The organism is Dyella agri (assembly GCF_044904705.1).
In the GTDB taxonomy this organism is placed as follows: Bacteria; Pseudomonadota; Gammaproteobacteria; order Xanthomonadales; family Rhodanobacteraceae; genus Rhodanobacter_A; species Rhodanobacter_A agri.
In genome coordinates this window covers 194,731-218,465 of record NZ_JADIKL010000008.1, presented here as the reverse complement: position 1 = coordinate 218,465, position 23,735 = coordinate 194,731, and the positions used below count along the sequence as shown (strand labels likewise).

Genomic DNA, 23,735 nt, shown 5'->3' with positions numbered 1-23,735 from the left:
TAACCGCGCGACCATTGCCGCGGTTGGACAATCAGGAAAGCAAGAGGGCGCGAATCGCTTCGCGCCCTCTCGACGGGGACTGCCAGGGCCGTGCTTACTGGCCGCTGTCGCCGCCACCGCTGGCGTTGCTGGGTGCGGGAGCGGCAGGCGTCGCCTTGGTGCTGACCAGGGTCACGTCGAAGATCAGCGTGGCGTTCGGCGGCATCGGCGGCTGCGGCTCGGCGCCGTAGGCCAGGCTCGCCGGAATGAACAGCTTGTAGTGGCCGCCCACCTGCATCAGCTGCAGGCCTTCGCGGAAACCGGGGATCACGCCGGCCAGCGGGATGTCGGCCGCACCCGGCGGGTTGTGCTTGGCGGAAGCGTCGAACACTTCACCGTTGATGAAGCTGCCGGTGTAGTTGATCTTCACCGTATCGCCCGGGCCCGGGCGGGCGCCGGTACCCTGGCTGATCACCTGGTACTGCAGGCCCGAGGCCGTGGTCTTCACACCCGGCTGGGTCTTGTTCTTGGCGAGGAAGGCGTCGCCCTCGGCCTTGTTCTTGGCCGCCAGCTTGGTCATCTCGGCTTCGTACTTGGCCTTGATCTTGGCCATGAAGGCGTCATGCACCTGCTTGGCCTCGGCCTCGCTCATGCTCGGCTTCTCGCCGGAAAGCGCAGCCTTCACCGCGTTCGCCACGGTGGCCGGGTCCAGCTCGTCGCGCATGATCGGCGGAACCTGGGAAGCAATCTCCCAGCCCACCACGTAGCTGGCCTTGGCCTTGTCAGTCGTGCCGGCGGCACTGCTGGCGGGCTTGCTGGTGGTCTTCTGGGCGGCGAACGCACCCGCCGACAGGCCCAGCGCCGCGGTCATCGCCACCGCCGTCAGCGTGGGGCGCAGAAAATGCTTCATTCGAAACTCCCTCGTATTGGATATGCCGGTGCCGCCGGCCGGGCCTCCACTGCGGAGGCTTGGTCGCCCATTGTGAGGCGGCCGCGCCGGGCTTGCAATCGGGTTTAGGTGGGACAGTCAAGCCACGGAAAGGTTCAAGTCGCGGCTATGCGGGAAACGCCGAACCGGGCCGTGCGATGACATTCCTTCAGGCGGAATTGCCGTGTTCGGGCGGTTCCGGCTTGTCCAGCGTCTCTTTCAGGGCCGCCTGCAGCCGCGCATGCAGCTTCACCAGCGTGCGCCACAGCACCACGGCCAGCACCACGCCGGCCACCAGCAGCGACAGCGCCACCCCGCGCGGCGGCAGGATCGCCGAACCCAGCGCGCTGACCAACAGCGCCAGGGCGAACAAGGTGGCCAGCGGGATCATCCGCGCCAGCACGTTGCGGATCGCATGCGTGTAGGCGCCGGCGAAGCGTTCGCGGATGCCCAGCTCGGCCAGCAGCATGCCCAGCGCCTCGGCCTTGCGGTACACGGCGATCAGCATCGGCAGCGACAGGAACAGCGCGCCGGCCCAGATCAGCGTATGGCGCAGGTCGCGATGGATGCCGAACTGCGCGAATACATCCCAGCCGTGCGAGTTCACGTAGGCACCGATCACGAACAGCGTGACCACCAGCAGCACGTTGACCGCAATGTGCCATAGCAGGCGACGCAGCATCGCCGCCAGCACCGCGTTCTCGTTGACCGGCTTGAGGTTCTCCAGCCAGCCGCTGTAGCTGTCGGCCAGGAAGCGCAACGAATGCGGCGTGACGCGCGACAGGCCATCCGCCAAGCGGTCGGCGGAGCGTCCCAGGTACGGCGACACCGCCATGCACAGCACCGACACCGCCACCGCGATCGGATACAGGAAATCGCTGATCGCGCCCAGCGACAGCCCCAAGGTGGCAATCACGAACGAGAACTCGCCGATCTGCGCCATGCTCAGGCCCGAGCGCAACGCGGTGCGGGCATCGTGCCCCACCGCGAGGATGCCCAGGCCGCATGCCAGCGTCTTGCCCACGATCACCACCGCGGCGATCAACAGCGCCGGCAGCGCGTACTGCCACAGCATCGTGGGATCGATCTTCAGGCCGATCGACACGAAGAACAGCGCAGCGAACATGTCGCGCAGCGGCTCGATCAAGTGCAACACGCGCCCCACGCTGCGTGCCTCGGCCACCACCGCGCCAGCGAGGAAGGCGCCCAGCGCCACGCTGAACCCCATCCACGCTGCCAGCAGGCTGGCGCCGAAACAGATGCCGAGCACACTCACCAGCAAGGTTTCGTCGCGGCCGAAGCCGGCCACGTAGTCCACCAACCGCGGCAGCAGCAGCAAGCCCAGGATCATGCCCACCACCACGAACAGTCCGAGGTGGCCGACCAGCGCGAATGCGGCATCCGCTTGCACGGTGCCGCCGATCGCCACCGCAGTGAGCAGGGTCAGCATCACGATGGTGAGCACGTCCTCCGCCACCAGCAGGCCCACCACCAGCTTCGCGAATGGCTGGCCCTGCTTGCCGCCCTCCTTCAGCGTGCGTGTGGCGACCATGGTCGAGGACAGCGCGATGATCGCGCCTAGGAACAGTGCATCTATGCCCTTCCAGCCAAACAGTCCGCCCAGGCCTACGCCGATCCACAGCATCAGGCCCACTTCCAGCACCGCCACCGCGAGCACGCCGATGCCGACCTCGCGCAACTTGCGCACGCTGAACTCCAGGCCCAGCGTGAACATCAGCAACACCACGCCGAGGTTGGAAATGTCGTCGATGGCCTGCGCATCGGCCACCAGCATGCCTGGCGTATGTGGGCCGATCAGCACGCCGGCCAGGATGTAGCCCAGCAGCACCGGCTGGCGCAGGCGCTGGAACAGGATCGTGGCGGCGCCGGCCACGAGCATCACGATCGCGAGGTCGCGGATGAAGCCGATCTCGTGCATGTCTTCCTCTGGTTACGCCGGTGCTGGAAGCTTAAACGATGCGTCGCGCACGCCGGACCGATGCCCGACGAATCACGCCGGTCGATCATCGGCAGCCATGTGAAAATTTCTTGAAAAAAAGCTTGACGGATATGCGACCCACGCCTATTCTTTGCGGCTTCCAGCGGCGGGGCCATAGCTCAGCTGGGAGAGCGCCTGCATGGCATGCAGGAGGTCGGCGGTTCGATCCCGCCTGGCTCCACCAATCTGACAAACGTCCCCATCGTCTAGAGGCCTAGGACATCACCCTTTCACGGTGGCGACCGGGGTTCGAATCCCCGTGGGGACGCCAGGATTGGTTCGCGTTGTACGTTAGCTGGAAACAAATGTGGAGCGGTAGTTCAGTCGGTTAGAATGCTGGCCTGTCACGCCGGAGGTCGCGGGTTCGAGTCCCGTCCGCTCCGCCACGAACAACAAAAAAGCCGCCTCAGGGCGGCTTTTTTGTTGGGCTGTATTTTTGCGCTCGTCCGTGAACGCGAAGATCAAGAAGCGCCCCCCCCCCCGGCCGCACTCTTCAACAAAGCCCCGCTATTCCCGTTCGCGCTCGTGCGCCTCTCCTTGCGGCTCCAGCGTGCCAACGGAATGCCCCTGCTCCGCCAGGTATTCCAACCAGCGCGCGAGAAAGCCGTTCATCTGCAGGCGATGCTGGAACACTGTATGTGCCGGCGCAAACGGCCCGAGCACCTGCCACAGATGGCGCCCGGGATGGCAATGCAGCGCCTCGGCCACGTGGGCATCGGTGTACATGCGCAGTTGCGCCGAGGGCGCGCGATGGCCGGTGTGCGCATCGACGAAATCGTAGGTGAGCTCCAGCTCCAGCGTATAGGGATGGCGCTCCTGCACCGCCAGGTGCACGTTGAGTCCGTCGTCGACGTCCGACACGTACTGCCCCGGCACCAGTTGCTGGGGCGCGAACAGCCGCGTCAGCCGGTGGTAGTTCTCCGCATACAGCCCCATCAGGAACTCGAAGCGTCCCGGCAAAAGGCTGTGGCGGTCGTCGAGTACGGCACTCATGGGACGCTGGCTACTCCTGTGCGGTTTCAGTACATGGTGCGCTCGATGCCGAAGCTGGCGAAGATCTTGCTCGCGATCTCCTCGATCGACACGTGCGTGGTATTGAGGAACGGGATACCGGCCTGGCGCATCAGCCGGTCGGCCTGTTCCAGCTCCCAGCGACACTGCTTGATCGTGGCATAGCGACTGCCCGCCCGACGCTGCTCGCGGATCTGCGCCAACCGCTCGGGCTCGATGGTGAGGCCGAACAGGCGGTCGCGGTACGGCCGCAGGCGCGCCGGCAATTCAAGCTTTTCCAGGTCCTCGTCGGTCAGCGGGTAGTTGGCGGCGCTGACACCGTAATGCAAGGCCATGTACAGACACGTCGGCGTCTTGCCCGAGCGCGACACGCCAACCAGGATCAGGTCGGCCTGGGCGTAGTCCACGTCGATGCCGTCGTCGTGCGACAGCGCGTAGTTGGTGGCGTTGATGCGCGCCTCGTATTTCTCGAAGTCCACCAGACCGTGCGAGCGGTTCACCGCGCCGGAACGCTTGGCGCCCAGCTCCGCTTCCAGTGGGCCGATGAACGGCGCGAACACGTCCAGCATCAACGCACCGCTGGCGGCGACAATCTCGCACAGCGCGCGGTCGGCCATGGTGTTGACCACGATCGGCCGCTCGCCGCTCTTCGCGTAATGCGTCTTGATGCGCAGCGCGGCCGCTTCAGCCTTGTGCGCGTCGTCGATGAAGGGCAAGCGGTGCTTGTCGAAACGCAGCCCTTCGAACTGCGCGAGGATGCTGTTGCCGATCGTCTCGGCCGTGATGCCGGTGGAGTCGGAAATGAAGAAGACCGTGCGCTGCATGAAAAGTCCGATGGTCGAGGCACCTGCCTGCCGCGCACCTTAGCGCAAGGTCCGAAAACTGTCGCCAGCTGTCCCGGCAACCCGACGCGGATGCCACCAAGGCCGCCGGAGCGCCGCGGGTGCCCTCCCCACACCGACTCCCGCCTGACTGGTATGCAGTTGGCGCGACACCGGCTGGCATTGGTCTTCTTGTGCTACGCACCATCGGCAGCGGACAATACCAATCCTTTGCGGCCCGCTTTGTGCCTGCGCTTCGCGACCATTCCACCATCTGCAGCACTTCCCTGAGGAGATCCCCTTGAACCACCTGGTGCTCTGGCTCGACCAACTGCGCATGACCGACCTCGGCAAGGTCGGCGGCAAGAATGCCTCGCTCGGCGAAATGATCGGCAACCTGGCCAAGCTGGGCGTCTCCGTACCCGGGGGCTTCGCCACCACCGCCGACGCGTTCCAGCAGTATCTGGAAAAGAGCGGCGTGGCCAAACGCATCCAGGCGCGCCTCGCCGACCTGGACGTGGACGACGTGGACGCGCTCACCAAGGCTGGCAAGGAGATCCGCGAGTGGGTCACCGAAACCCCGCTGCCCTCCGATCTCGACCAGGCGATCCGCGACGCCTACGCCAAGCTGTGCAATGACGCCGGCGCGGACAATATCGCCGTGGCCGTGCGCTCCTCCGCCACCGCCGAGGACCTGCCCGACGCTTCGTTCGCCGGTCAGCAGGAAACCTTCCTCAACGTGGTCGGTATCGAGGACGTGCTGCACAAGGTGAAGGAAGTTTTCGCCTCGCTGTACAACGACCGCGCCATCGCCTACCGCGTGCACCAGGGCTTCGCGCACGAGAACGTGTTCCTCTCCGCCGGCGTGCAGCTGATGGTGCGCTCGGATGTGGGCGCCTCCGGCGTGCTGTTCACGCTGGACACCGAATCCGGCTTCCGCGACGTGGTGTTCGTCACTGGCAGCTACGGCCTCGGCGAGATGGTCGTGCAGGGCGCGGTGAACCCTGACGAGTTCTACGTGTTCAAGCCCACGCTGAAGGCCGGCAAGCCCGCCGTGCTTCGCCGCAACCTCGGTGCCAAGCAGCTGCGCATGGTCTATTCGAACCAGCCCGGCGAGCGCGTGAAGACCGAGGACACCCCGGCCGAGCTGCGCAACCGCTTCTGCATCAGCGATGCCGACGTGGAATCGCTGGCGAAACAGGCGCTGATCATCGAGCAGCACTACGGCCGCCCGATGGACGTCGAGTGGGCGAAGGACGGCAACACCGGCAAGCTGTACATCGTGCAGGCGCGCCCGGAAACGGTGAAGTCGCGTGCGCACGCCACCCAGCTCGAGCGCTTCCACCTCAGCGAGAAAGGCAAGGTGCTGGCCGAGGGCCGCGCCATCGGCCAGAAGATTGGCGCCGGCAAGGCGCGCGTGATCCGCTCGCTGGCCGACATGAACAAGGTGCAGCCCGGCGACGTGCTGGTGGCCGACATGACCGACCCCGACTGGGAGCCGGTGATGAAGCGCGCTAGCGCCATCGTCACCAACCGCGGCGGCCGCACTTGCCACGCGGCGATCATCGCCCGCGAGCTGGGCGTGCCAGCCGTGGTCGGCACCCACAACGCGCTGGACAGCATCCCCGACGGCACCGAGGTCACCGTGTCCTGTGCCGAGGGCGACACCGGCACGATCTACGCCGGCCAGCTGAAGTTCGAGCGCATCACCGCCGACCTCGGCGCGATGCCCGAGGCGCCGCTGAAGATCATGATGAACGTGGCCAACCCTGAGCGCGCGTTCGACTTCGGCATGCTGCCGAATGCCGGCATCGGCCTGGCCCGCCTGGAGATGATCATCGCCAGCCACATCGGCGTGCACCCCAAGGCGCTGCTGGAATACGCCAAACAGGACGCCGAGACGAAGGCGAAGATCGACCAGCGCATCGCCGGCTATTCCGGTCCGGTCGAGTTCTACGTGGACCGCCTCGCCGAAGGCATCGCCACCATTGCCGCCTCGGTCTACCCGAAGCCGGTGATCGTGCGCATGAGCGACTTCAAGTCCAACGAATACGCCAACCTGCTCGGCGGTTCGCGCTACGAGCCGCACGAGGAAAACCCGATGATCGGCTTCCGCGGCGCCAGCCGCTACGTCGATCCCAGCTTCGCCGAGGCATTCGGGCTGGAGTGCAAGGCGGTCAAGCGAGTGCGCGAGGCGATGGGCCTGGACAACGTCTGGGTGATGATCCCGTTCGTGCGCACCCTGGAGGAAGGCCGCAAGGTGGTCGAGGTACTGGCGAAGAATGACCTCAAGCAAGGCGAGCACGGCCTCAAGGTCATCATGATGTGCGAGGTTCCCTCGAACGCCCTGCTGGCCGACGAGTTCCTCGACATCTTCGACGGCTTCTCGATCGGCTCCAACGACCTCACCCAGCTCACCCTGGGCCTGGACCGCGACTCCTCCATCGTCGCCAACCTGTTCGACGAGCGGAACCTCGCGGTAAAGAAGCTGCTGGCGATGGCGATCCAGACCGCGCGCGCCAAGGGCAAGTACGTGGGCATCTGCGGCCAGGGCCCCAGCGATCACCCCGACCTCGCCGAATGGCTGATGGACCAAGGCATCGAGTCCGTGTCGCTCAACCCCGACACCGTGGTCGACACCTGGCTGCGGCTGGCCAAGCGCAAGGCGGCCTGACCGGTTCGACGATCAAGGGGCGGTGGCGACACCGCCCCTTAGAGCCTACGCCAGGAACCTTCGCACGCAGCCGGCAGTCCCTTCCTGCACCACATTAAGGAGCGGACACCGTGCGCGCCATCCTGGGACTGATCTATCGCAACAAGGGGTTCATCACCTTCATGCTGTGCATGGTGATGTTCCGCAGCGCCGTCGCCGACTGGAACGTGGTGCCCACCGGCTCGATGCAGCCGACCATCCGCATCGGCGACCGCATCCTGGTGGACAAGGCCGCCTACGACCTGCACCTGCCGTTGACCTCCCTGTCACTGTGGCGGCGTGCCGATCCGGCGCGTGGCGACATCGTCGTGCTCGACTCCCACGCGGCGGGCGAACGCCTGGTGAAACGTGTCATCGGCCTGCCCGGCGATCGGGTGGCACTCATCGACGACCACCTTTTCGTCAACGGCGTCGCCGCGGACTATCGACCCCTCCATATCGCAGGCATCCGCGACGATCGGGCCGACCCTGCGCGCTACGTCGAGGAAAGCCTGGGCTCCATCCACCACGCGGTACGCTGGTCCGTCGCGGCGCAAGGTCACGGCCTGGATTTTGGCCCGATCACCGTGCCAGCCGGCCAATACCTGCTGCTGGGCGACGACAGGGACAACAGCGCCGACTCGCGCTACTACGGGTTCTTTCCCCGTAACGAGATCACCGGCCGCGCGACCCGGGTCGCGCTGTCGCTCGACCCCGGCAACCACTACCTGCCCCGCAGCGAGCGCTGGGGAAAAGCGCTGCAATGACCGCGAGGGTTAGCCGCCCGACGGAAACCCTCCCTGCTCCATTGCCAGCCACGGCTTGACCGCGTAAGATTGCCGGCTCGCGTAGACCACGCGACCCCTTTGGAGAGGTGGCAGAGTGGTCGAATGTACCTGACTCGAAATCAGGCGTACGTGTAAGCGTACCGTGGGTTCGAATCCCACCCTCTCCGCCAGACACAAAAACGCCCCCTCGTGGGGCGTTTTTGTGTCTGGCGGAGAGGGTGATGTAGACGAGCTCACTGGTTCAACAAATTTGTCTGGAACCAATTTGGACAGCCGAACGCTGACCCCGTAGCGCGCAAGCGCGGAGGGGTTCGGCTCATGAATGAACCGAACAATTCCACCCGCACGACTGCTCAGCGGCACCGCTTTTGCACCCTCCTCCAACATCCGCCATGCTTCCCCCATGATCGAATTCGGACACGGCACCCACGTCGGCCTGCGCCGCACGCGCAACGAAGACACTTATTACGCCGACGCGGCACTGGGCCTGTTCCTGGTGGCCGACGGCATGGGCGGCCATCTGCATGGCGAGGTAGCTTCAGCGCTGGTGCGCGACACGGTGGTCGAGCTGGTGAGCCGCGGGCATGGCCTGGCCGAGGCCATCCGCTGTGCCGACGAACATTTGCTGGCGCAGATGCACGACGGCACCGACGTGATGCCGATGGGCAGCACGATCGCGGCACTGCGCCTGAACGAAGACGGCTATGAAGCAGCCTGGGTAGGCGACAGTCGCATCTACACGGCCGGGCGCGAACTGCGCCAGATCAGCCACGATCATTCGCTGGTGCAGGCACTGGTCGAGGCGGGGCAACTGGACCCGGCGCACACCGCGCGGCATCCGCAGCGCAACGTGCTGACCCAGGCGCTGGGTGTGACCGCCCCCTCGCAACTGCACATCGGCATGGCGCACGGCCGCGTCACGCCGGGTATGGGCTTCCTGCTGTGCAGCGACGGATTGACCGAGGATCTCGATGCGACCTCGATCGCCCGCACGGTGGCGCGCACCGACCTGGCTGCGCAGGAGTGCGTGGATCAGCTGCTGCTGAACGCGTTGGACCACGGCGGCAAGGACAACATCACCGCGATCCTGGTGCGCTCAAGCTGAGCCCGTCTCCACCGCAGCCTCCTCCGTCTCCAGCTTGCGCCAGACGCTGACGCCGCCGGCGCTCTTGTCCAACGCATCGAGGCGCTGTTCGTGCGCGACGGCCTCCTCGGCGGAGGCGCGCAACACGCGGGGCCGTCCGCGCAACACCAGCGGCGTCGCCGCCATCGCCGCCGACTCCTGCGGTTGCTCGAAGGCCAGATCCAACGCGACCTGACCCGAGGTCATCGCGAGATAGACGTCGGCCAGCAGCTGGGCGTCGATCAGGCCGCCGTGCAGGTCGCGCCGCGAATTGTCCACGCCGAGGCGTTTGCACAACGCGTCCAGGCTGTTGCGCTGGCCGGGATAGCGCTCGCGCGCCATCGCCAGTGTGTCGAGCACGCTGCAGCGGTCGCCGATGCGGCCATACGAACCGCCGAGCCGCGCCAGCTCGGCATCGATGAAGCCCACGTCGAAGCTGGCGTTGTGGATGACCAGTTCGGCGCCATCGACGAAGTCGAGGAACTCTCCCACCTTCTCGGCGAACAGCGGCTTGTCGACAAGATGCTCGTCGCGGATGCCGGTGACCTGGCTGGCACCCTCATCCATCGCCCGCTCGGGGTTGAGATAGGTCTGCCAGTAGCGGCCGGTGAGGCGCCGACCCACCATTTCCACGCAGGCGATTTCCACCAACCGGTGACCCTGGCGCACTTCCAGGCCGGTGGTTTCCGTATCCAGCACCACCTGCCTCATGCGTTGCCCCTGCGCTGCTCGGCCTGTTCACGCGCGGCCTGGTCTACACGCTCATTCTCTGCATGACCGTTGTGGCCTTTCACCCACTTCCAACGCACGCGATGGTTACCGCTTGCCGCGGAAAGGCGCTCCCACAAATCCTGGTTCTTCACCGGCTTCTTGTCGGCGGTGCGCCAGCCGTTGGCGCGCCACTTCGGCAGCCACTGCTCAATGCCTTGCATCACGTAGCGCGAGTCGGTGGTGAGCACCACGGCGCAAGGCCGGGTCAGCGCCTCCAGCGCGCCGATCGCCGCCATCAGCTCCATGCGGTTATTGGTGGTGTCGGCCTCGCCACCGGCCAGCAGGCGTTCGCGGCCCTTGGCGCGCAGCAGCGCCGCCCAGCCGCCAGGCCCCGGGTTGCCAAGGCAGGCACCATCGGTGAATGCTTCCACTTCTTCAATCGTCACGCATGATTCCTTAGGAGACAGAGTGCCGCCGCGTGCCAGGCGACAAGTGCGCGTTCACCGGCGCGCGCGCCGGCAAGGGGCGCAATTTGATAGGAATGGGCATGCGCCGCTGTTTGCGCGCCAGCAGCAGGTAGCCGCCGCCCCAGCGGCTGTCGCCGCCCGCCGGCCGCGCGTCGCCCGGCCAGGGGGCGCCCAACCGGCGCAGGCTTTCGATTTCCAGCCCTTCCCGTCGCAGCTGTTGGCGTAAACGCCACGGCCACTGCAGCGATTGCCGCTGTCCACGCGCACGCCAGAAGAACCAGGGAGCCCATCCACCCAGCGGGTGTACCGCAGTCACCGCGAGCACGCCGCCGGCCGCCAGTACACGACAGGCCTCGCCGAGCATGCCGGCGATTTGCGGCGCCGGCTCCAGCGCATGCTGCAGCCAGACCAGATCGAAAGCCTCGTCGATGAAAGGCAGGGGCTCGTCGGCACGGCCACGCAGGTCGCCCCGATAGTTGTCCTGCGCCAGCCACAACCGCGTCCACGCCACGTCGGGCAGCGGCGGCACCGCGTCATCGTCGGCCACGCCGATGCGCAGGGCACGTCGCCCCGTCTCGCCCTGCAGCAGCGATGCCATGCTGCGCCACTGCCCGCTGCGCAGTTGCCGCAGGGGGGCGCTGGCGTGAATGTCCTGATCGCGTTGAAGCGGCATGCACTCGACCCGGCCCGGGAATACGGGGTTCCGGTCATCATCGAAATCCAGCCCGCAGTGTAGCGTTTGATGGCGCCAACCGCGTCGCAGACCTTTGCCGACGCGCCTCACATCGCTGAACCGCCGCCGCGCGCATTAACGAGATGCTAACGAGTCGCCGCGGGAGGCTGTTTATAGTCGACCGTTCGCGCATGCCCGGATGGCTGCGTCTGCACGTTAGTGAACCAACGCAGCGGAGCATGCATGCATCTCGTAGCGCTACCGGCACTGGCCGACAACTACATCTGGTTGCTGCACGACGACGCCGGCCAGGCCATCGCCGTCGATCCCGGCGACGACACCCCGGTGGAGCAGGCGCTGGCTGCGCGCAATCTGCAGCTGCGGGCGATCCTGCTGACCCACCACCACCACGACCACATTGGCGGCGCTGCGGCGCTGCGCCAGCGGCACGGCGTGCCGGTGTACGCGCCCGAAGATGCACGGATCGAATCGGCCACCGTGCGCGTACGCGACGGCGAACGCATCACCCTGCCCCAGCCACAGGCCAGCTTCGAGGTGATCGCCGTGCCGGGCCATACGCTGAGTCACGTGGCCTACTTCGGCGAGGGCGTGCTGCTGGCCGGCGACACCTTGTTCAGCCTGGGCTGTGGGCGCCTGTTCGAGGGCACGCCTGCGCAGATGCTGGCTTCGCTGGATCGCCTCGCGTCGCTGCCAGCCAATACCCTGCTTTGCTGCGGACACGAATACACCGCCGCCAACGGCCGCTTCGCCCGCGAGATCGAACCGGACAATCCCGACCTGGCGGCACGCCTGCGGGAAGTGGCTGCGCTGCGCGCCCAGCAGCGCCCCAGCCTGCCGGTCGCCATGGCCAGCGAACTGGCGACCAATCCTTTCCTGCGCACCGATGCGTCGGCGGTGATCGACTGGTGCCACCGACAGCCCGGCCATCCCGGGGATCGTACCGCCCGCTTCGCCGCCGTGCGGGCAGCCAAGGACGATTTCCGCGCATGAGCAGCCACCGCTACCCGAAACGGCTGCTGCCGTTAATGCTCTCGGCCCTGCTCACCGCCTGCGCCACCACGCCGCCGCCGCACCGCGAACCGGCGCCGCTGCCTGCCCCGCCGGCAAGCGCCGCTCCGGTCGAAACGGCGCCACCTGCCGCCGCGGCCGAGCCGGCACAGGACAATGGCAACGTCTGGGACCGGTTGCGCGGCAGTTTCGCCATGGCCGACTGCGATGCCGATCCCGCGGTGCTGTCCTGGGCGCGACGCTATACCAGCAACCCGCAGCGCTTCGAGGAAGAGGCGCAAGCGGCGCTGCCCAAGCTGACCTACGTGCAGCAGGTAGCAGCCGAGCACAACGTGGCCGGCGAGTTCGTGCTGCTGCCCTGGATCGAGAGCGGCTTCCGCCCGGTCCCCGGCCGGCGCGGCCGCCCTGCCGGCATGTGGCAGATCATGCCGGCCACGGCAGCTGCGATGGGTCTGCACGTGGATCGCCGCTACGACGGCCGTCTCGATGTGCAGGCCACCGCCGACGCGGTGATGAAACTGCTGAGCGGCTATCACGAGCAATTCCACGACTGGCGCATCGTCGACTACGCGTACAACGCCGGCGAATACAAGGCCCGCCAGCTGGTCCAGCAGCATGGCCTGCCACCGGAGACGCCGGTGATCCCGCACTGGCCGGTGCACAACATCACCCGCGAGCACCTCACCAAGCTGCTGGGCATGGCGTGCGTGGTGCGCGAACCCGACCGCTTCCATGTCAGCCTGCCCGCGCTGGCACCCAGCCAGCATCTGGTCAAGGTGCCGCTGCCGCACTCGATGCCGCTGGCGCGCGCCGCCGATCGCGCCGGCATGCCGGTAGACACGCTGAAGAGCCTCAACGCTGCCTTCCGCAATGACATCGCCGATACCAGCGTCGCTTCCTACCTGATGATGCCGGTGAGCCACGCACAACAGTTCCGCGACGCGCTGCTGAATCAGGCGGCCAGCGCCAGCGCCGATGCCGCCCTCGTGGCAGGTATCGGCGCTGCGGGCGCCGATTCGGCAGCGGCATCCGCCGGAGCGAAATCGACGCGAGCTGCCGCGGAACACGCGCGGACGCATCGCGTCAAATCCGGCGAAAGCCTGTGGCAAGTAGCCCATCGCTATTCGGTGAACGTGAGGGACCTGCAACGCTGGAACCACCTGCAGGGGCAGCACATCACGCCCGGCCAGGTGCTCAAGGTCAGCGCATCGCACTAATACGGGCACACCCCCATGCAGCGATGAAACGAAGAAGGCGGCCCGTGGGCCGCCTTCTTCGTTTGATCCGCATTCGCCGGAGCGATCTACATGCGGTCCTTGGCGATCTTGATCTCGGTGCTGCTGCGCAGCGACTTGATCAGCTCCTCGGTCGCCACGGCACCGTAGGCCTGGGTCATCTGCTGGCGCAGCGTGTCGCGCTGCCCGGGCGGGACCTTGGACAGATCGGCGCCCTGCACCTTGTCCACGGCAAGCAGTGCGTAGCTGCCGTCGTGCATGTCCACTGCGGCGTACTGCGGCTTGCCGTCGGCCGGGTGCGGCAGCAGGAAGGCCTGGTCGCGCAGGGTCGCCGGCAGGTCCGGCTGCACGCGTACCACGCCGGCGACGTTCTTGACGCTGGCATTGGCGGAAGCCGCCACGGCCGCCATCGCCTCGCCCTTGCGCAGGCGCGCCAGCAAGCTGTCGGCCTGCTGCTTCGCAGCGTCGGCGATGCGCTGGTCCAGGATGGTCTTGCCGATCTCATCGTGCACCTGGGCCAGCGGCTTCGCCGCGGCAGGCACGTGCTTCGCCACACGGATCACCACCGCATCGTCGTTGCCGAGTTCGACAAGGTTGGAGTTGTTACCCTGCGCCAGCACGTCATTGCCGAACGCCGCCTTGACGACCTTGGGGTTGGCGGCAATGCCCTGGCCGCCATTGCGCGAGAACAGCGGCGTGGTCTTGATCGGCAGGCCCAACGCCTGCGCGGCCGGTTCCAGCGAGGACGGATTCTGGTAGGTGGTGTCCGACAGCTTGCCGGCCACTTCGTTGTACTTGCGGTCCTTGTCGCCGGTCGTGGCTTCGGCCAGCAGCTGGTCACGCACTTCGGCGAACGACTTGGCCTCGCCGCTACGGATGTCGCGCAGCCAGAGGATGTCGTAGCCGTCCGGCGTCAGCACCGGCTTGGAGATCTCGCCCTTCTTCAGCGCGGACATCGCGGCGTCGAAGGCGGCGTTGGTCACGCCCTTCTGCAGCAAGCCCAGGTCGCCGCCCTGGCGCTTCGAGCCGAGGTCGTCCGAATCCTGCGCGGCCAGCTTGGCGAAATTCTCCGGCGTGGCTTCGGCGGCGATCTTGTCGGCCTTGGCCAGCGCGGCCTTCTGCTGGTCGGGCGTGGCATTGGCCGGCACGTTGACGAGGATGTGCGACACCTGCCGCTGCTCGGGCTGTACGAAGCGCTGCTTCTCACTGTCATAGCGCTTCATCAGGTCGGCGTCGCTCGGCGCCGCATCCGGCTTGAGCTGGGCGCCGTTCACTTCGATGTATTGCAAGGACACCTGCTCGGGGTCCATGTAGTCGGCGAGGTGTGCCTTGTAATACGCCTCGATCTGCGCGTCGGTGACCTTGCCGTCGGCCGGCTGCGGCTTGGGCAGCACGGCGTAGCTGATGTCGCGGCGCTGCATGCGCAGGTCGAGGAAGTGGTCGATCTCGGCGTCGGTGACGATGGTGCTGGCGTTGATCGCGTTCGGCAGCGCCTGGGTGGCCAGCGAGGCGCGGATATCGTCCTGGAACATGTCAGGCGTCTTGCGCTGCTCGGCCAGCAACGTGCGGTAGGTGTTGGCGTCGAACTGGCCATTGACCTGGAACGCCGGGATCGCAGCGATGTAATCGCGTATGGCCTGGTCGGGCACGCGAACGCCCCAGTCCTCGTTCGCCTTCAGCAGCAGTTGCTGGTCGATCATGCCGTCCAGCACCTTCAGCTTCATATCCGGCTTTTCGAACGCGTCCGGATCGAAGCTGTCGCCTTGCTCGGCGCTCAGCTGCTGGCGCAGCTCATTCATGCGGCCCTGGAAGTCCTGCTGGCTGATCTCGTGCTTGCCCACCTTCGCCACGTACGTGTCGGCGCGGGACATGATGTAGCCCTCGATGCCGAAAAACGCGACAGCGAAGACGCACACGCCAAGGAGGATGATGGACGGCCATCCATGCATCTTGTTACGCATTGCCTGCAGCATTGCCTACCTTCCTGCCAGTGTTGATCGGCGCCCTCGGCGCACGTTGCATGAACCATTCGGACGCCGGCGTGGCGCGAGTCACGGCGGATTCCCCGGAAACGCCGTCCAAACGACAAGGGCGCCACTGGGGCGCCCTTGCGAACCGTGGCGGAGCGGACGGGACTCGAACCCGCGACCTCCGGCGTGACAGGCCAGCATTCTAACCGACTGAACTACCGCTCCACAGTTTTCTGGTGGGTGCTGTAGGGATCGAACCTACGACCATCGCCTTGTAAGGGCGGTGCTCTACCGCTGAGCTAAGCACCCGAAACCGAGCGTAAGCCGCTCAGTTTAGGGCGTCCTTGAGCGTCTTGCCAGCCTTGAAGGCGGGAACCTTCGAAGCCTTGATCTTGATCGTCTCGTTGGTGCGCGGGTTGCGACCGGTACGGGCGGCGCGCTTGCGCACGGTGAAGGTACCGAAACCGACCACCGACACGTCCTCACCCTTCTTCAGCGACTTCTGCACGACTTCGAAGAAGGCTTCGAGCGCGCGGCCGGCATCGGCCTTGGTCAGTTCGGCCTTGTCGGCGATGGCATTGATCAGATCGGTTTTATTCATTGAAAGCTCCCTAGTACGTTTCGCGGCAGGCACGTCCGTGGCATGGACGCACGCAGCTGCAGTGGATGGTTGGTACCTGCTTGGCGCCGTAACGCAACCCCGCATCACGGGCACGTGCAGCAGGCGCCGGGATTGCGGTCTCGCCTTTATACCAGCGCCTCGCCGAACACCGCAATACAAGCTGCAGCAAGGTTTTCAGGGGGCATGCAGCGGTCGCGGCGACTTTGTCGGCAACTGCATCACAAAACGCCCGCGAGGCGTGAGAACTTCCCGAAACGCACGATAACGCAAGACGCCGCGGACCGCGTCCGGGCCCGGCGGCGCCTTGCCTGCAACCGGCCTCAGTGGGGCCGCACGTGCGACTCCGCCTCGTCGGCGTCCGCCGCTTCGTCGCGCGCCGCATGCGACGATTCCGCTCGCGGCTCGTTCGGCTGCAAGGGTCGTTCCAGCGCGATGTCCAGCACCTCGTCGATCCAGCGCACCGGATGGATCTCCAGCGAGGCGGTGATGTTGGCCGGCATGTCGGCCAGGTCCTTCTTGTTGTCCTCGGGGATGATCACCGTGGTGATGCCGCCGCGGTGCGCCGCCAGCAACTTCTCCTTGAGGCCGCCGATGGGCAGTACGCGGCCGCGCAAGGTGATCTCGCCGGTCATAGCCACTTCCGAACGCACCGGCACCTTGGTGAGCGCGGATACCAGCGCGGTGCACATGCCAATGCCGGCACTGGGGCCATCCTTCGGCGTGGCTCCCTCGGGCACGTGCACGTGGATGTCGAACTTCTGGTGGAACTCGGGATCGATGCCCAGCCGGTCGACGCGCGCGCGCACCACCGACAACGCGGCCTGGATCGATTCCTTCATCACGTCGCCCAGCTGGCCGGTATGCACCAGCCGGCCCTTGCCGGGCACCACCGAGGCTTCGATGCTGAGCAGTTCGCCGCCCACCTGGGTCCAGGCCAGGCCGGTGACCAGGCCGACTTCGTTCTGCAGCTCCTTGCGGCCGAAATCGAAGCGGCGCACGCCCAGGTAATGATCGAGATTGGCCGAATCCACCAGCACGACCGTCGCGGCCTTCGCCTTGCCCTTCGCAGCCTTCGCCGCCGCCGGCTTGGCCTTGCCCTTGGCTTTGCGCACCTCGCCCAGCGTGAGCTCCTTCACCACCTTGCGGCAGATCTTGGAGATCTCGCGCTCGAGGCTGCGCACGCCGGACTCGCGTGTGTAGTAGCGCACGATGTCGCGCACGGCCTCCTCGGCCACGCCCAGCTCCTCGGGCTTCAGCCCGTTGGCTTTGAGCTGCTTGGGCAGCAGGTATTTCTGCGCGATGGCCAGCTTCTCGTCCTCGGTGTAACCGGGGATGCGGATCACTTCCATGCGGTCGAGCAACGGGCCGGGAATGTTCAGCGAGTTCGCGGTGGCGATCCACATCACCTCAGAGAGGTCGAGATCGACTTCCAGGTAGTGGTCGTTGAACGCGTGGTTCTGCTCGGGATCGAGCACCTCGAGCAGTGCCGAGGACGGATCGCCGCGGAAGTCCATCGACATCTTGTCGATCTCGTCCAGCACGAACAGCGGGTTCTTGCTGCCTGACTTATTGAGGTTCTGCACGATGCGGCCTGGCATCGAGCCGATGTAGGTACGGCGATGACCGCGGATTTCCGCCTCGTCGCGCACACCGCCCAGCGACATGCGCACGAACTTCCGATTGGTGGCCTTGGCGATCGACTGGCCGAGCGAGGTCTTGCCCACGCCGGGCGGACCGACCAGGCACAGGATCGGCCCCTTCATCACCGACACGCGGTGCTGCACGGCAAGGTATTCGAGGATGCGGTCCTTGACCTTCTCCAGACCGAAGTGGTCGGCGTCCAGCACCTGCTGCGCCAGCGCCAGGTCCTTGCGCACCTTGCTGCGCTTCTTCCACGGCACGCCGACCAGCCAGTCGAGGTAGTTGCGCACTACCGTGGCCTCGGCCGACATCGGCGACATCTGGCGCAGCTTGCCGAATTCCTGGCGCGCCTTGGCCAGCACCGCCTTGGGCATGCCGGCGGACTCGATCTTCTTCTGCAGTTCCTCGATCTCGTTCGGGCCGTCCTCGCCCTCGCCCAGCTCCTTCTGGATCGCCTTCATCTGCTCGTTGAGGTAGTACTCGCGCTGGCTCTTCTCCATCTGCGACTTCACACGGCCGCGGATGCGCTTTTCCACCTGCTGCAGGTCCATCTCGCCGTCGACGAGACCGATCAGCAGTTCCAGCCGCTCGCCGACGTCGGCGGTTTCCAGCACCTTCTGCTTGTCGGCCATGCGCACCGACAGATGTGCGGCGATGGAATCGGCCACACGCGAGGGATCCTCGATGCCGGACAGGCTGGCCAGCACTTCCGGCGGCAGCTTGCGGCTCTGCTTCACCAACTGTTCGAACAGCGAGACCAGCGTGCGCGAAACCACGTCCAGTTCGCGCTCCTTGGCGCTGTAGACCGGCTCGATCACGCGCGAGCGCGCCACCAGCATGCCGCCGTCCTCATGGCAGTCCTCGATGGATACGCGCGACTGCCCCTCGACCAGCACCTTCACGGTGCCGTCAGGCAGTTTCAATAGTTGCAGCACACCAGCCAGCGTGCCGATTTCGTGCAGGTCGCCCACGGCAGGATCGTCGATGTCCGGGCTCTTCTGCGCCACCAGCAGGATCTGCCGCTCGCTCTCCATCGCACGCTCCAGTGCGCGCATGGACTTGTCGCGACCCACGAACAGCGGGATGACCATGTGCGGGTAAACCACCACGTCGCGCAGCGGCAGCACGGGCAGCGCGTCGAGTACGGCAGGCGTAGGGGCGTTCTTGGCCATTGGGGGTTCTCGCGGATATCCGGTGGGACAAGCCCGACACTGCGCCGGGCACCATGACACGTCAAGTGGAGGCGGGCCGGGAGTTACTCAAGCGATCATCCGTGATCGCGAAAGTCAAACGGGCGGCCATCCATGGCCGCACTCCCGTATAAAGCAAACGGCTCCGGCGCGAGCGCCGGAGCCGTTCGTTGGAAAACATACGGTGGTCAGGCGGCGTCGCCGCCTTCCCCCGCCGCGCGCTGCTGCAGGTTGCCGCGGTAGATCAGGTAGGGCTCGGCCTGGCCTTCGATCACCGCGTCGTCCACCACCACCTTGCTGACGTGTTCCAGCGAAGGCAGCTCGTACATGGTGTCCAGCAGGACTTGTTCGAGGATGGTGCGCAGGCCGCGGGCGCCGGTCTTGCGCTTCAACGCCTTCTTGGCGATCGCCTGCAGTGCCTCGGGGCGGAACTCCAGTTCCACGTCCTCCATCTCGAACAGCTTCCTGAACTGCTTGGTGACGGCATTCTTCGGCTCGGTGAGGATCTTCACCAGCGCAGGCTCGTCCAGCTCGTCCAGCGTGGCGACCACCGGCAGGCGGCCGACGAATTCGGGAATCAGGCCGAACTTCACCAGGTCCGACGGCTCCACGTCGGCCAGTACCTTACCAAGGTTCTGGGTGCGCTCCTTGCTGCGCACCTCGGCGCCGAAGCCGATGCCGGTGCTCTCGGAGCGCTGCTGGATCACTTTCTCCAGCCCCGCGAACGCGCCGCCGCAGATGAACAGGATGTTCTTGGTGTCCACCTGCAGGAATTCCTGCTGCGGATGCTTGCGGCCGCCCTGCGGCGGCACCGAGGCCAGGGTGCCCTCGATCAGCTTCAGCAGCGCCTGCTGCACGCCTTCGCCCGAAACGTCGCGGGTGATCGACGGGTTCTCGCTCTTGCGCGAGATCTTGTCGATTTCATCGATGTAGACGATGCCCGACTGCGCCTTCTCGACGTCGTAGTCGCACTTCTGCAGCAGCTTCTGGATGATGTTTTCGACGTCCTCGCCCACGTAGCCGGCTTCGGTCAGCGTGGTAGCGTCGGCAATCGTGAACGGCACATTGAGCAGGCGCGCCAGGGTCTCGGCCAGCAAGGTCTTGCCCGAGCCGGTCGGGCCGATCAGCAGGATGTTGGACTTGCCCAGCTCGACGTCGTCGCCCTTCTGGCGCGACTCCATGCGCTTGTAGTGGTTGTAAACCGCCACCGCCAGCGCCTTTTTGGCGCGCGACTGGCCCACCACGTATTGATCCAGCGACTCGCGGATCTCCTTGGGCTTGGGCAGCTGGGTACGGCCGGAGGCGGCCTTCTCCTCCAGCTCCTCGCGGATGATGTCGTTGCACAGCTCCACGCATTCGTCGCAGATGAACACGGACGGACCCGCGATCAGCTTGCGCACCTCATGCTGGCTCTTGCCGCAGAAAGAGCAGTAGAGAATCTTCCCGCCGTCGCTGGAACGTCCCTGCCGGTCGTCGCTCATACTTTCGATCCTGCTGGTGAAACTGTGGCTGGTTCAGGTTGCGGCCCGAGAATAGCACAGGGCCCCGCGTCTGCCCGCAGACGCGAAGCCCCGTGGCTCAAGCCGAAAAGCTGCGTTGTCAGGCCGACTTCACCGTGTCGACGGTGCGGCGGTCGAGCACCGCATCGATCAGGCCGTACTCGCGGGCGGCCTCGGCACTCATGAAGCGGTCGCGCTCCATGTCGCGCTCGATCCGGTCCAGCGGCTGGCCGGTGTGCTGCACGTAGATGTCGTTGAGGCGCCGACGCAAGTACAGGATTTCCTGCGCCTGGATCTCGATGTCGGTGGCCTGGCCGCGGGCGCCGCCCGACGGCTGGTGGATCATCACGCGCGAATTCGGCAGCGAGTAGCGCTTGCCCTTGGCGCCGGCCATCAGCAGCAACGAAGCCGCACTGCAGGCCTGGCCGATGCACATCGTGCTGACGTCGGGCTTGATGTACTGCATGGTGTCGTAGATCGCCAGACCCGCCGTGACCGCGCCACCCGGGCTGTTGATGTACAGATGGATGTCCTTGTCCGGATTCTCCGACTCCAGGAACAGCATCTGCGCGACCAGCAGGTTCGCCACCTGGTCGTTGACTTCGCCGACCAGGAAGATCACCCGCTCCTTCAGCAGGCGCGAGTAGATGTCGTAGGAGCGCTCGCCGCGGGCAGTCTGCTCGACGACCATCGGCACCAGGTTGAGGTTCTGAATCTGTTCCATGGTCTTTGCGCTCTCTGGTTATGTGCCTTGAGTATGCCACCGGGCCCGGCACGCGCCAGACCCGGTGGATGCACCTGATGATCAGGCGCCCGCGGGGCGCATCACCTCGTCGAAGCTGAGGTCCAGGTTGGTGGTGTTGGCGTGGTCTGCCACCCACTCGGCCACCTGGTCCTCGATCACGCGATTCTGCAGCCCTGACATCAACTGGGGGTCGCCGTTGTAGAGTTCAATGACCTTTTCCGGCTCCTCGTAGGTCGAGGCGATCGCGGCAAGCTGCTCTGCCACCCGCGTGCGGTCGATCTTCAGCTCTTGCTTGCGGGCGATTTCGCCCATCAGCAGGCCCGCGATCACGCGCTTGCGCGCCATCGGCAGCGCGGCTTCGACCAGCTGCGGCGGGGGCTGCTGGCCACGCGGCACGCTGCCCGCGGCCATCGCCTGCGCTTCGGACTGCACCATCAGCTTCGGCACGTCCAGCGAGGCATGCGTATCGGCCAGCTTCTCGGCCACTTCGGACTTCAGCCGGCCCATCAGCGCGGCCTTCAGCTCGCGCTCGAGGTTTGCGCGCACTTCATTGCGGAAATGCTCCAGGTCGCCATCGGCGATGCCGAACAGCTTGGCGAACTCAGCGTCGATCTCAGGCAGCTTCGGCTCCTGCACCTTGACGATCTTGAACTCCACCTTGGCGCTCTTGCCGGCCAGGTTCTCATTGCGGAAATCCGCCGGGAACACGATCTCGGCCTCGTAGCTGTCGCCGGCCTTGCGGCCAGTCAGCGCCTCGTCCAGCGCCTTGAACAGGTTGCCCGAACCCAGCACGCTGCCCGCGCGCTCCAGGCCTTCCGCCGGGAAACGGTAGTCGCCGGCCTGCGCCGCGTACTCGAACATCACGAAATCGCCCTCGACCGAGGCGCGCTCGACCAGCTCGAAGCTGCGGCGCTGCTGACGCAGCGTATCCAGCATCTTCTCGACGTCGGCGTCGGCCACCGTCGCCTGCGGACGCTTGATCTCCAGCGAGGACACATCCACCGCGGGGAATTCCGGCATCACCTCGAAGGTGGCGGTATAGGCGATCTCGCCGTTCTCCGGCTTGCCGGTGGTGTCGATCGCAGGGTTGGCGACCGGCTGCAGCTTCTCCTGCGTCACAGCCTCGCGCAGCGTGCTGCCGATCAGGTCGGACAGCACCTCGCCACGCACCTGCTCGCCGAAACGCTGCTTGATGACGGCCACCGGCACCTTGCCCGGGCGAAAACCCTTCAGGCGTACCGTGCGGCCCAGCTCCGCGATGCGCGCGCTCACCTGCGTTTCGTAACGCTCGGCGGGAAACTTCACCGTGAGCTTGCGCTCGAGCGTGCCGATGTTCTCAACCGAAACCTGCATGTCGTCTCCTGGAACCTGATTGTTGTGGCGCCCGTCGGGCGCCCTGGCGGCAACTGTGCAGCGCCGGAAAATCATCGAAAGGTGGTGCGAAAGGCGGGACTCGAACCCGCACGGGGGTTACCCGCCAGAACCTAAATCTGGTGCGTCTACCAGTTCCGCCACTTTCGCCTTGCCCCGCCCGGCTTTGGCGGCGGAAACGGTGCTTTCGCCGCACCTGCCCCGTCGCAGCCTAAGTCGATGATTACCCAGCGCTAAAGCGGTTCATTGTACGGTCGTGCCAAGCCGCAGCACAAGCGCGCGCGCACGCCGGATACCTTGCTGCGCCCCAAAACAAAACGCCGACACTGAAGGTCGGCGTTTTGGCGTTGGTGGGCCGTCTAGGATTCGAACCTAGGACCAATTGATTAAGAGTCAACTGCTCTACCAACTGAGCTAACGGCCCTGAAACTTAAATTTTGGGGTGAACGATGGGACTCGAACCCACGACAACCGGAATCACAATCCGGGACTCTACCAGCTGAGCTACGTCCACCATAAACACTTTGTTTGCTAGTGGTGCGCCCGACAGGACTCGAACCTGCAACCGTCGGCTTAGAAGGCCGATGCTCTATCCGGTTGAGCTACAGGCGCGGGCGCCTACGGCAGAACACGCAACTGGTCGGGGCAGAGGGATTCGAACCCCCGACTTTTGCGTCCCAAACGCAACGCTCTACCAGACTGAGCTATACCCCGAGCGAGCCCGCGACAACCTTCATCAACGGAGCCTTGGAATGCTACGGGCGACCATCCCATCCGTCAAACCGCAAACACCGCTCTGGGCGCCTTGCCCACCGTTCCGCGACCCCGGCAAACCTGCCTGTTTCGCGAAACTAAGGCGAACTGCGAACACTTCGCCTTGCAGTACAAAAATGGCGCGCCCGGAGAGATTCGAACTCCCGACCACCTAGTTCGTAGCCAGGTACTCTATCCAACTGAGCTACGGGCGCGCACTGAACTTGCCACTTCGTCGACCGGCTTCCCGAACCGCCGAAGCGAGGAGCGGAATTATTCAGGGTCAGGTGGCGAAGGTCAACACTTTTGTGAAAATTTTTTTCACGCCCGGCATCGTCGCCCCGCTCTCGCCGTATTCCATCGCGTTACCGATCCGCTGCAGGAACGCGCAGCGCACTGTTTCCAGCGATCCGCAAACGACGAAGGGAGCGGCCATCGCCGCTCCCTTCGCATGATCCGCCACTGCGAAACGTCTGGACGTCCAGACG

The 23,735-nt window shown here is 65.7% G+C and carries 19 protein-coding genes and 12 tRNA genes; 9 read left to right on the top strand and 22 right to left on the bottom strand.

What is annotated here, in order from left to right; genetic code table 11:
- Positions 1-94: 94 nt before the first annotated feature.
- Together ISP14_RS14795 and ISP14_RS14790 are read right to left on the bottom strand one after the other, a co-directional pair.
- Positions 95-889 (bottom strand): FKBP-type peptidyl-prolyl cis-trans isomerase N-terminal domain-containing protein, encoded by a 795-nt coding sequence (locus tag ISP14_RS14795; protein WP_404541242.1) that lies wholly within the window; start codon positions 887-889, stop codon positions 95-97.
- A 187-nt stretch (positions 890-1,076) separates the two neighbouring features.
- Positions 1,077-2,846, bottom strand: coding sequence for a cation:proton antiporter (locus ISP14_RS14790; protein WP_404541240.1), 1,770 nt, complete (start codon positions 2,844-2,846; stop codon positions 1,077-1,079).
- 168 nt (positions 2,847-3,014) lie between these two features.
- Between ISP14_RS14790 and ISP14_RS14785 the strand changes: the two genes are divergently transcribed.
- The 3 genes from ISP14_RS14785 to ISP14_RS14775 all read left to right on the top strand — a co-directional run bounded on the left by ISP14_RS14785 (position 3,015) and on the right by ISP14_RS14775 (position 3,292).
- A tRNA-Ala gene (locus ISP14_RS14785) sits at positions 3,015-3,090 on the top strand.
- Positions 3,091-3,101: 11 nt separating this feature from the next.
- Positions 3,102-3,177, top strand: a tRNA-Glu gene (locus tag ISP14_RS14780).
- Positions 3,178-3,215: 38 nt separating this feature from the next.
- Positions 3,216-3,292 (top strand) — tRNA-Asp (locus ISP14_RS14775).
- Positions 3,293-3,413: 121 nt separating this feature from the next.
- Here the strand turns inward: ISP14_RS14775 and ISP14_RS14770 are convergent.
- Complete coding sequence (locus ISP14_RS14770; RefSeq protein WP_404541238.1) at positions 3,414-3,899, bottom strand: DUF1249 domain-containing protein; 486 nt, start codon at positions 3,897-3,899, stop codon at positions 3,414-3,416.
- 26 nt (positions 3,900-3,925) lie between these two features.
- Positions 3,926-4,741: a posphoenolpyruvate synthetase regulatory kinase/phosphorylase PpsR gene (gene ppsR, locus ISP14_RS14765; protein WP_404541237.1), complete on the bottom strand. Its 816-nt coding sequence runs from the start codon at positions 4,739-4,741 to the stop codon at positions 3,926-3,928.
- Between the two features lie 298 nt (positions 4,742-5,039).
- Here ppsR and ppsA point away from each other — a divergent pair, with 298 nt between their 5' ends.
- From ppsA to ISP14_RS14745, 4 genes are all read left to right on the top strand, one after another.
- A complete protein-coding gene (gene ppsA, locus ISP14_RS14760; RefSeq protein ID WP_404541235.1) occupies positions 5,040-7,412 on the top strand; it encodes a phosphoenolpyruvate synthase in 2,373 nt (790 codons plus the stop codon).
- Positions 7,413-7,522: 110 nt separating this feature from the next.
- Positions 7,523-8,197 (top strand): signal peptidase I, encoded by a 675-nt coding sequence (lepB, locus tag ISP14_RS14755; RefSeq protein ID WP_404541233.1) that lies wholly within the window; start codon positions 7,523-7,525, stop codon positions 8,195-8,197.
- Positions 8,198-8,298: 101 nt separating this feature from the next.
- Positions 8,299-8,388: transfer RNA gene (locus tag ISP14_RS14750), tRNA-Ser, on the top strand.
- A 233-nt stretch (positions 8,389-8,621) separates the two neighbouring features.
- Positions 8,622-9,323 (top strand): PP2C family protein-serine/threonine phosphatase, encoded by a 702-nt coding sequence (locus ISP14_RS14745; RefSeq protein ID WP_404541231.1) that lies wholly within the window; start codon positions 8,622-8,624, stop codon positions 9,321-9,323.
- Here ISP14_RS14745 and dnaQ read toward each other — a convergent pair.
- From dnaQ to ISP14_RS14730, 3 genes are read right to left on the bottom strand one after another with little or no spacing between them, the layout of a single operon-like run.
- Positions 9,315-10,052: a DNA polymerase III subunit epsilon gene (gene dnaQ, locus ISP14_RS14740; RefSeq protein ID WP_404541230.1), complete on the bottom strand. Its 738-nt coding sequence runs from the start codon at positions 10,050-10,052 to the stop codon at positions 9,315-9,317. The two genes, ISP14_RS14745 and dnaQ, sit on opposite strands and share 9 nt — an antisense overlap.
- Complete coding sequence (rnhA, locus tag ISP14_RS14735; protein WP_404541304.1) at positions 10,049-10,492, bottom strand: ribonuclease HI; 444 nt, start codon at positions 10,490-10,492, stop codon at positions 10,049-10,051. Before rnhA ends, dnaQ begins: the two co-directional genes overlap by 4 nt.
- A gap of 16 nt (positions 10,493-10,508) precedes the next feature.
- Entirely contained in the window at positions 10,509-11,192 is a 684-nt protein-coding gene (locus tag ISP14_RS14730) for a methyltransferase domain-containing protein (RefSeq protein WP_404541228.1), read from the bottom strand.
- A gap of 243 nt (positions 11,193-11,435) precedes the next feature.
- Here ISP14_RS14730 and gloB point away from each other — a divergent pair, with 243 nt between their 5' ends.
- Entirely contained in the window at positions 11,436-12,203 is a 768-nt protein-coding gene (gene gloB, locus ISP14_RS14725) for a hydroxyacylglutathione hydrolase (RefSeq protein WP_404541227.1), read from the top strand.
- Positions 12,200-13,438, top strand: coding sequence for a LysM peptidoglycan-binding domain-containing protein (locus tag ISP14_RS14720; RefSeq protein WP_404541225.1), 1,239 nt, complete (start codon positions 12,200-12,202; stop codon positions 13,436-13,438). The genes gloB and ISP14_RS14720 overlap by 4 nt, the downstream gene beginning before the upstream one ends.
- Before the next feature lie 86 nt (positions 13,439-13,524).
- Here the strand turns inward: ISP14_RS14720 and ISP14_RS14715 are convergent, their stop codons facing one another.
- The 15 genes from ISP14_RS14715 to ISP14_RS14645 form a co-directional block, all read right to left on the bottom strand.
- Positions 13,525-15,429 (bottom strand): SurA N-terminal domain-containing protein, encoded by a 1,905-nt coding sequence (locus ISP14_RS14715; RefSeq protein ID WP_404541223.1) that lies wholly within the window; start codon positions 15,427-15,429, stop codon positions 13,525-13,527.
- Between the two features lie 145 nt (positions 15,430-15,574).
- Positions 15,575-15,651 (bottom strand) — tRNA-Asp (locus ISP14_RS14710).
- Positions 15,652-15,660: 9 nt separating this feature from the next.
- Positions 15,661-15,735 (bottom strand) — tRNA-Val (locus tag ISP14_RS14705).
- A 19-nt stretch (positions 15,736-15,754) separates the two neighbouring features.
- Entirely contained in the window at positions 15,755-16,027 is a 273-nt protein-coding gene (locus tag ISP14_RS14700; protein WP_077483600.1) for an HU family DNA-binding protein, read from the bottom strand.
- A 341-nt stretch (positions 16,028-16,368) separates the two neighbouring features.
- A complete protein-coding gene (gene lon, locus ISP14_RS14695) occupies positions 16,369-18,861 on the bottom strand; it encodes an endopeptidase La (RefSeq protein WP_404541221.1) in 2,493 nt (830 codons plus the stop codon).
- Between the two features lie 206 nt (positions 18,862-19,067).
- Positions 19,068-20,360, bottom strand: a complete 1,293-nt coding sequence (gene clpX, locus ISP14_RS14690) for an ATP-dependent Clp protease ATP-binding subunit ClpX (RefSeq protein WP_404541219.1) — start codon at positions 20,358-20,360, stop codon at positions 19,068-19,070.
- A gap of 118 nt (positions 20,361-20,478) precedes the next feature.
- The gene (gene clpP, locus ISP14_RS14685; RefSeq protein WP_404541216.1) at positions 20,479-21,102 is read right to left on the bottom strand and encodes an ATP-dependent Clp endopeptidase proteolytic subunit ClpP; all 624 of its coding nucleotides are present in this window, start codon (positions 21,100-21,102) and stop codon (positions 20,479-20,481) included.
- Positions 21,103-21,183: 81 nt separating this feature from the next.
- Positions 21,184-22,476, bottom strand: a complete 1,293-nt coding sequence (tig, locus tag ISP14_RS14680; protein ID WP_404541215.1) for a trigger factor — start codon at positions 22,474-22,476, stop codon at positions 21,184-21,186.
- 82 nt (positions 22,477-22,558) lie between these two features.
- Positions 22,559-22,644, bottom strand: a tRNA-Leu gene (locus ISP14_RS14675).
- 198 nt (positions 22,645-22,842) lie between these two features.
- A tRNA-Lys gene (locus ISP14_RS14670) sits at positions 22,843-22,918 on the bottom strand.
- A 14-nt stretch (positions 22,919-22,932) separates the two neighbouring features.
- A tRNA-His gene (locus ISP14_RS14665) sits at positions 22,933-23,008 on the bottom strand.
- Positions 23,009-23,029: 21 nt separating this feature from the next.
- Positions 23,030-23,106, bottom strand: a tRNA-Arg gene (locus ISP14_RS14660).
- A 25-nt stretch (positions 23,107-23,131) separates the two neighbouring features.
- A tRNA-Pro gene (locus ISP14_RS14655) sits at positions 23,132-23,208 on the bottom strand.
- A 177-nt stretch (positions 23,209-23,385) separates the two neighbouring features.
- Positions 23,386-23,462: transfer RNA gene (locus ISP14_RS14650), tRNA-Arg, on the bottom strand.
- 68 nt (positions 23,463-23,530) lie between these two features.
- Complete coding sequence (locus tag ISP14_RS14645) at positions 23,531-23,683, bottom strand: hypothetical protein (RefSeq protein WP_404541214.1); 153 nt, start codon at positions 23,681-23,683, stop codon at positions 23,531-23,533.
- Positions 23,684-23,735 lie beyond the last annotated feature (52 nt).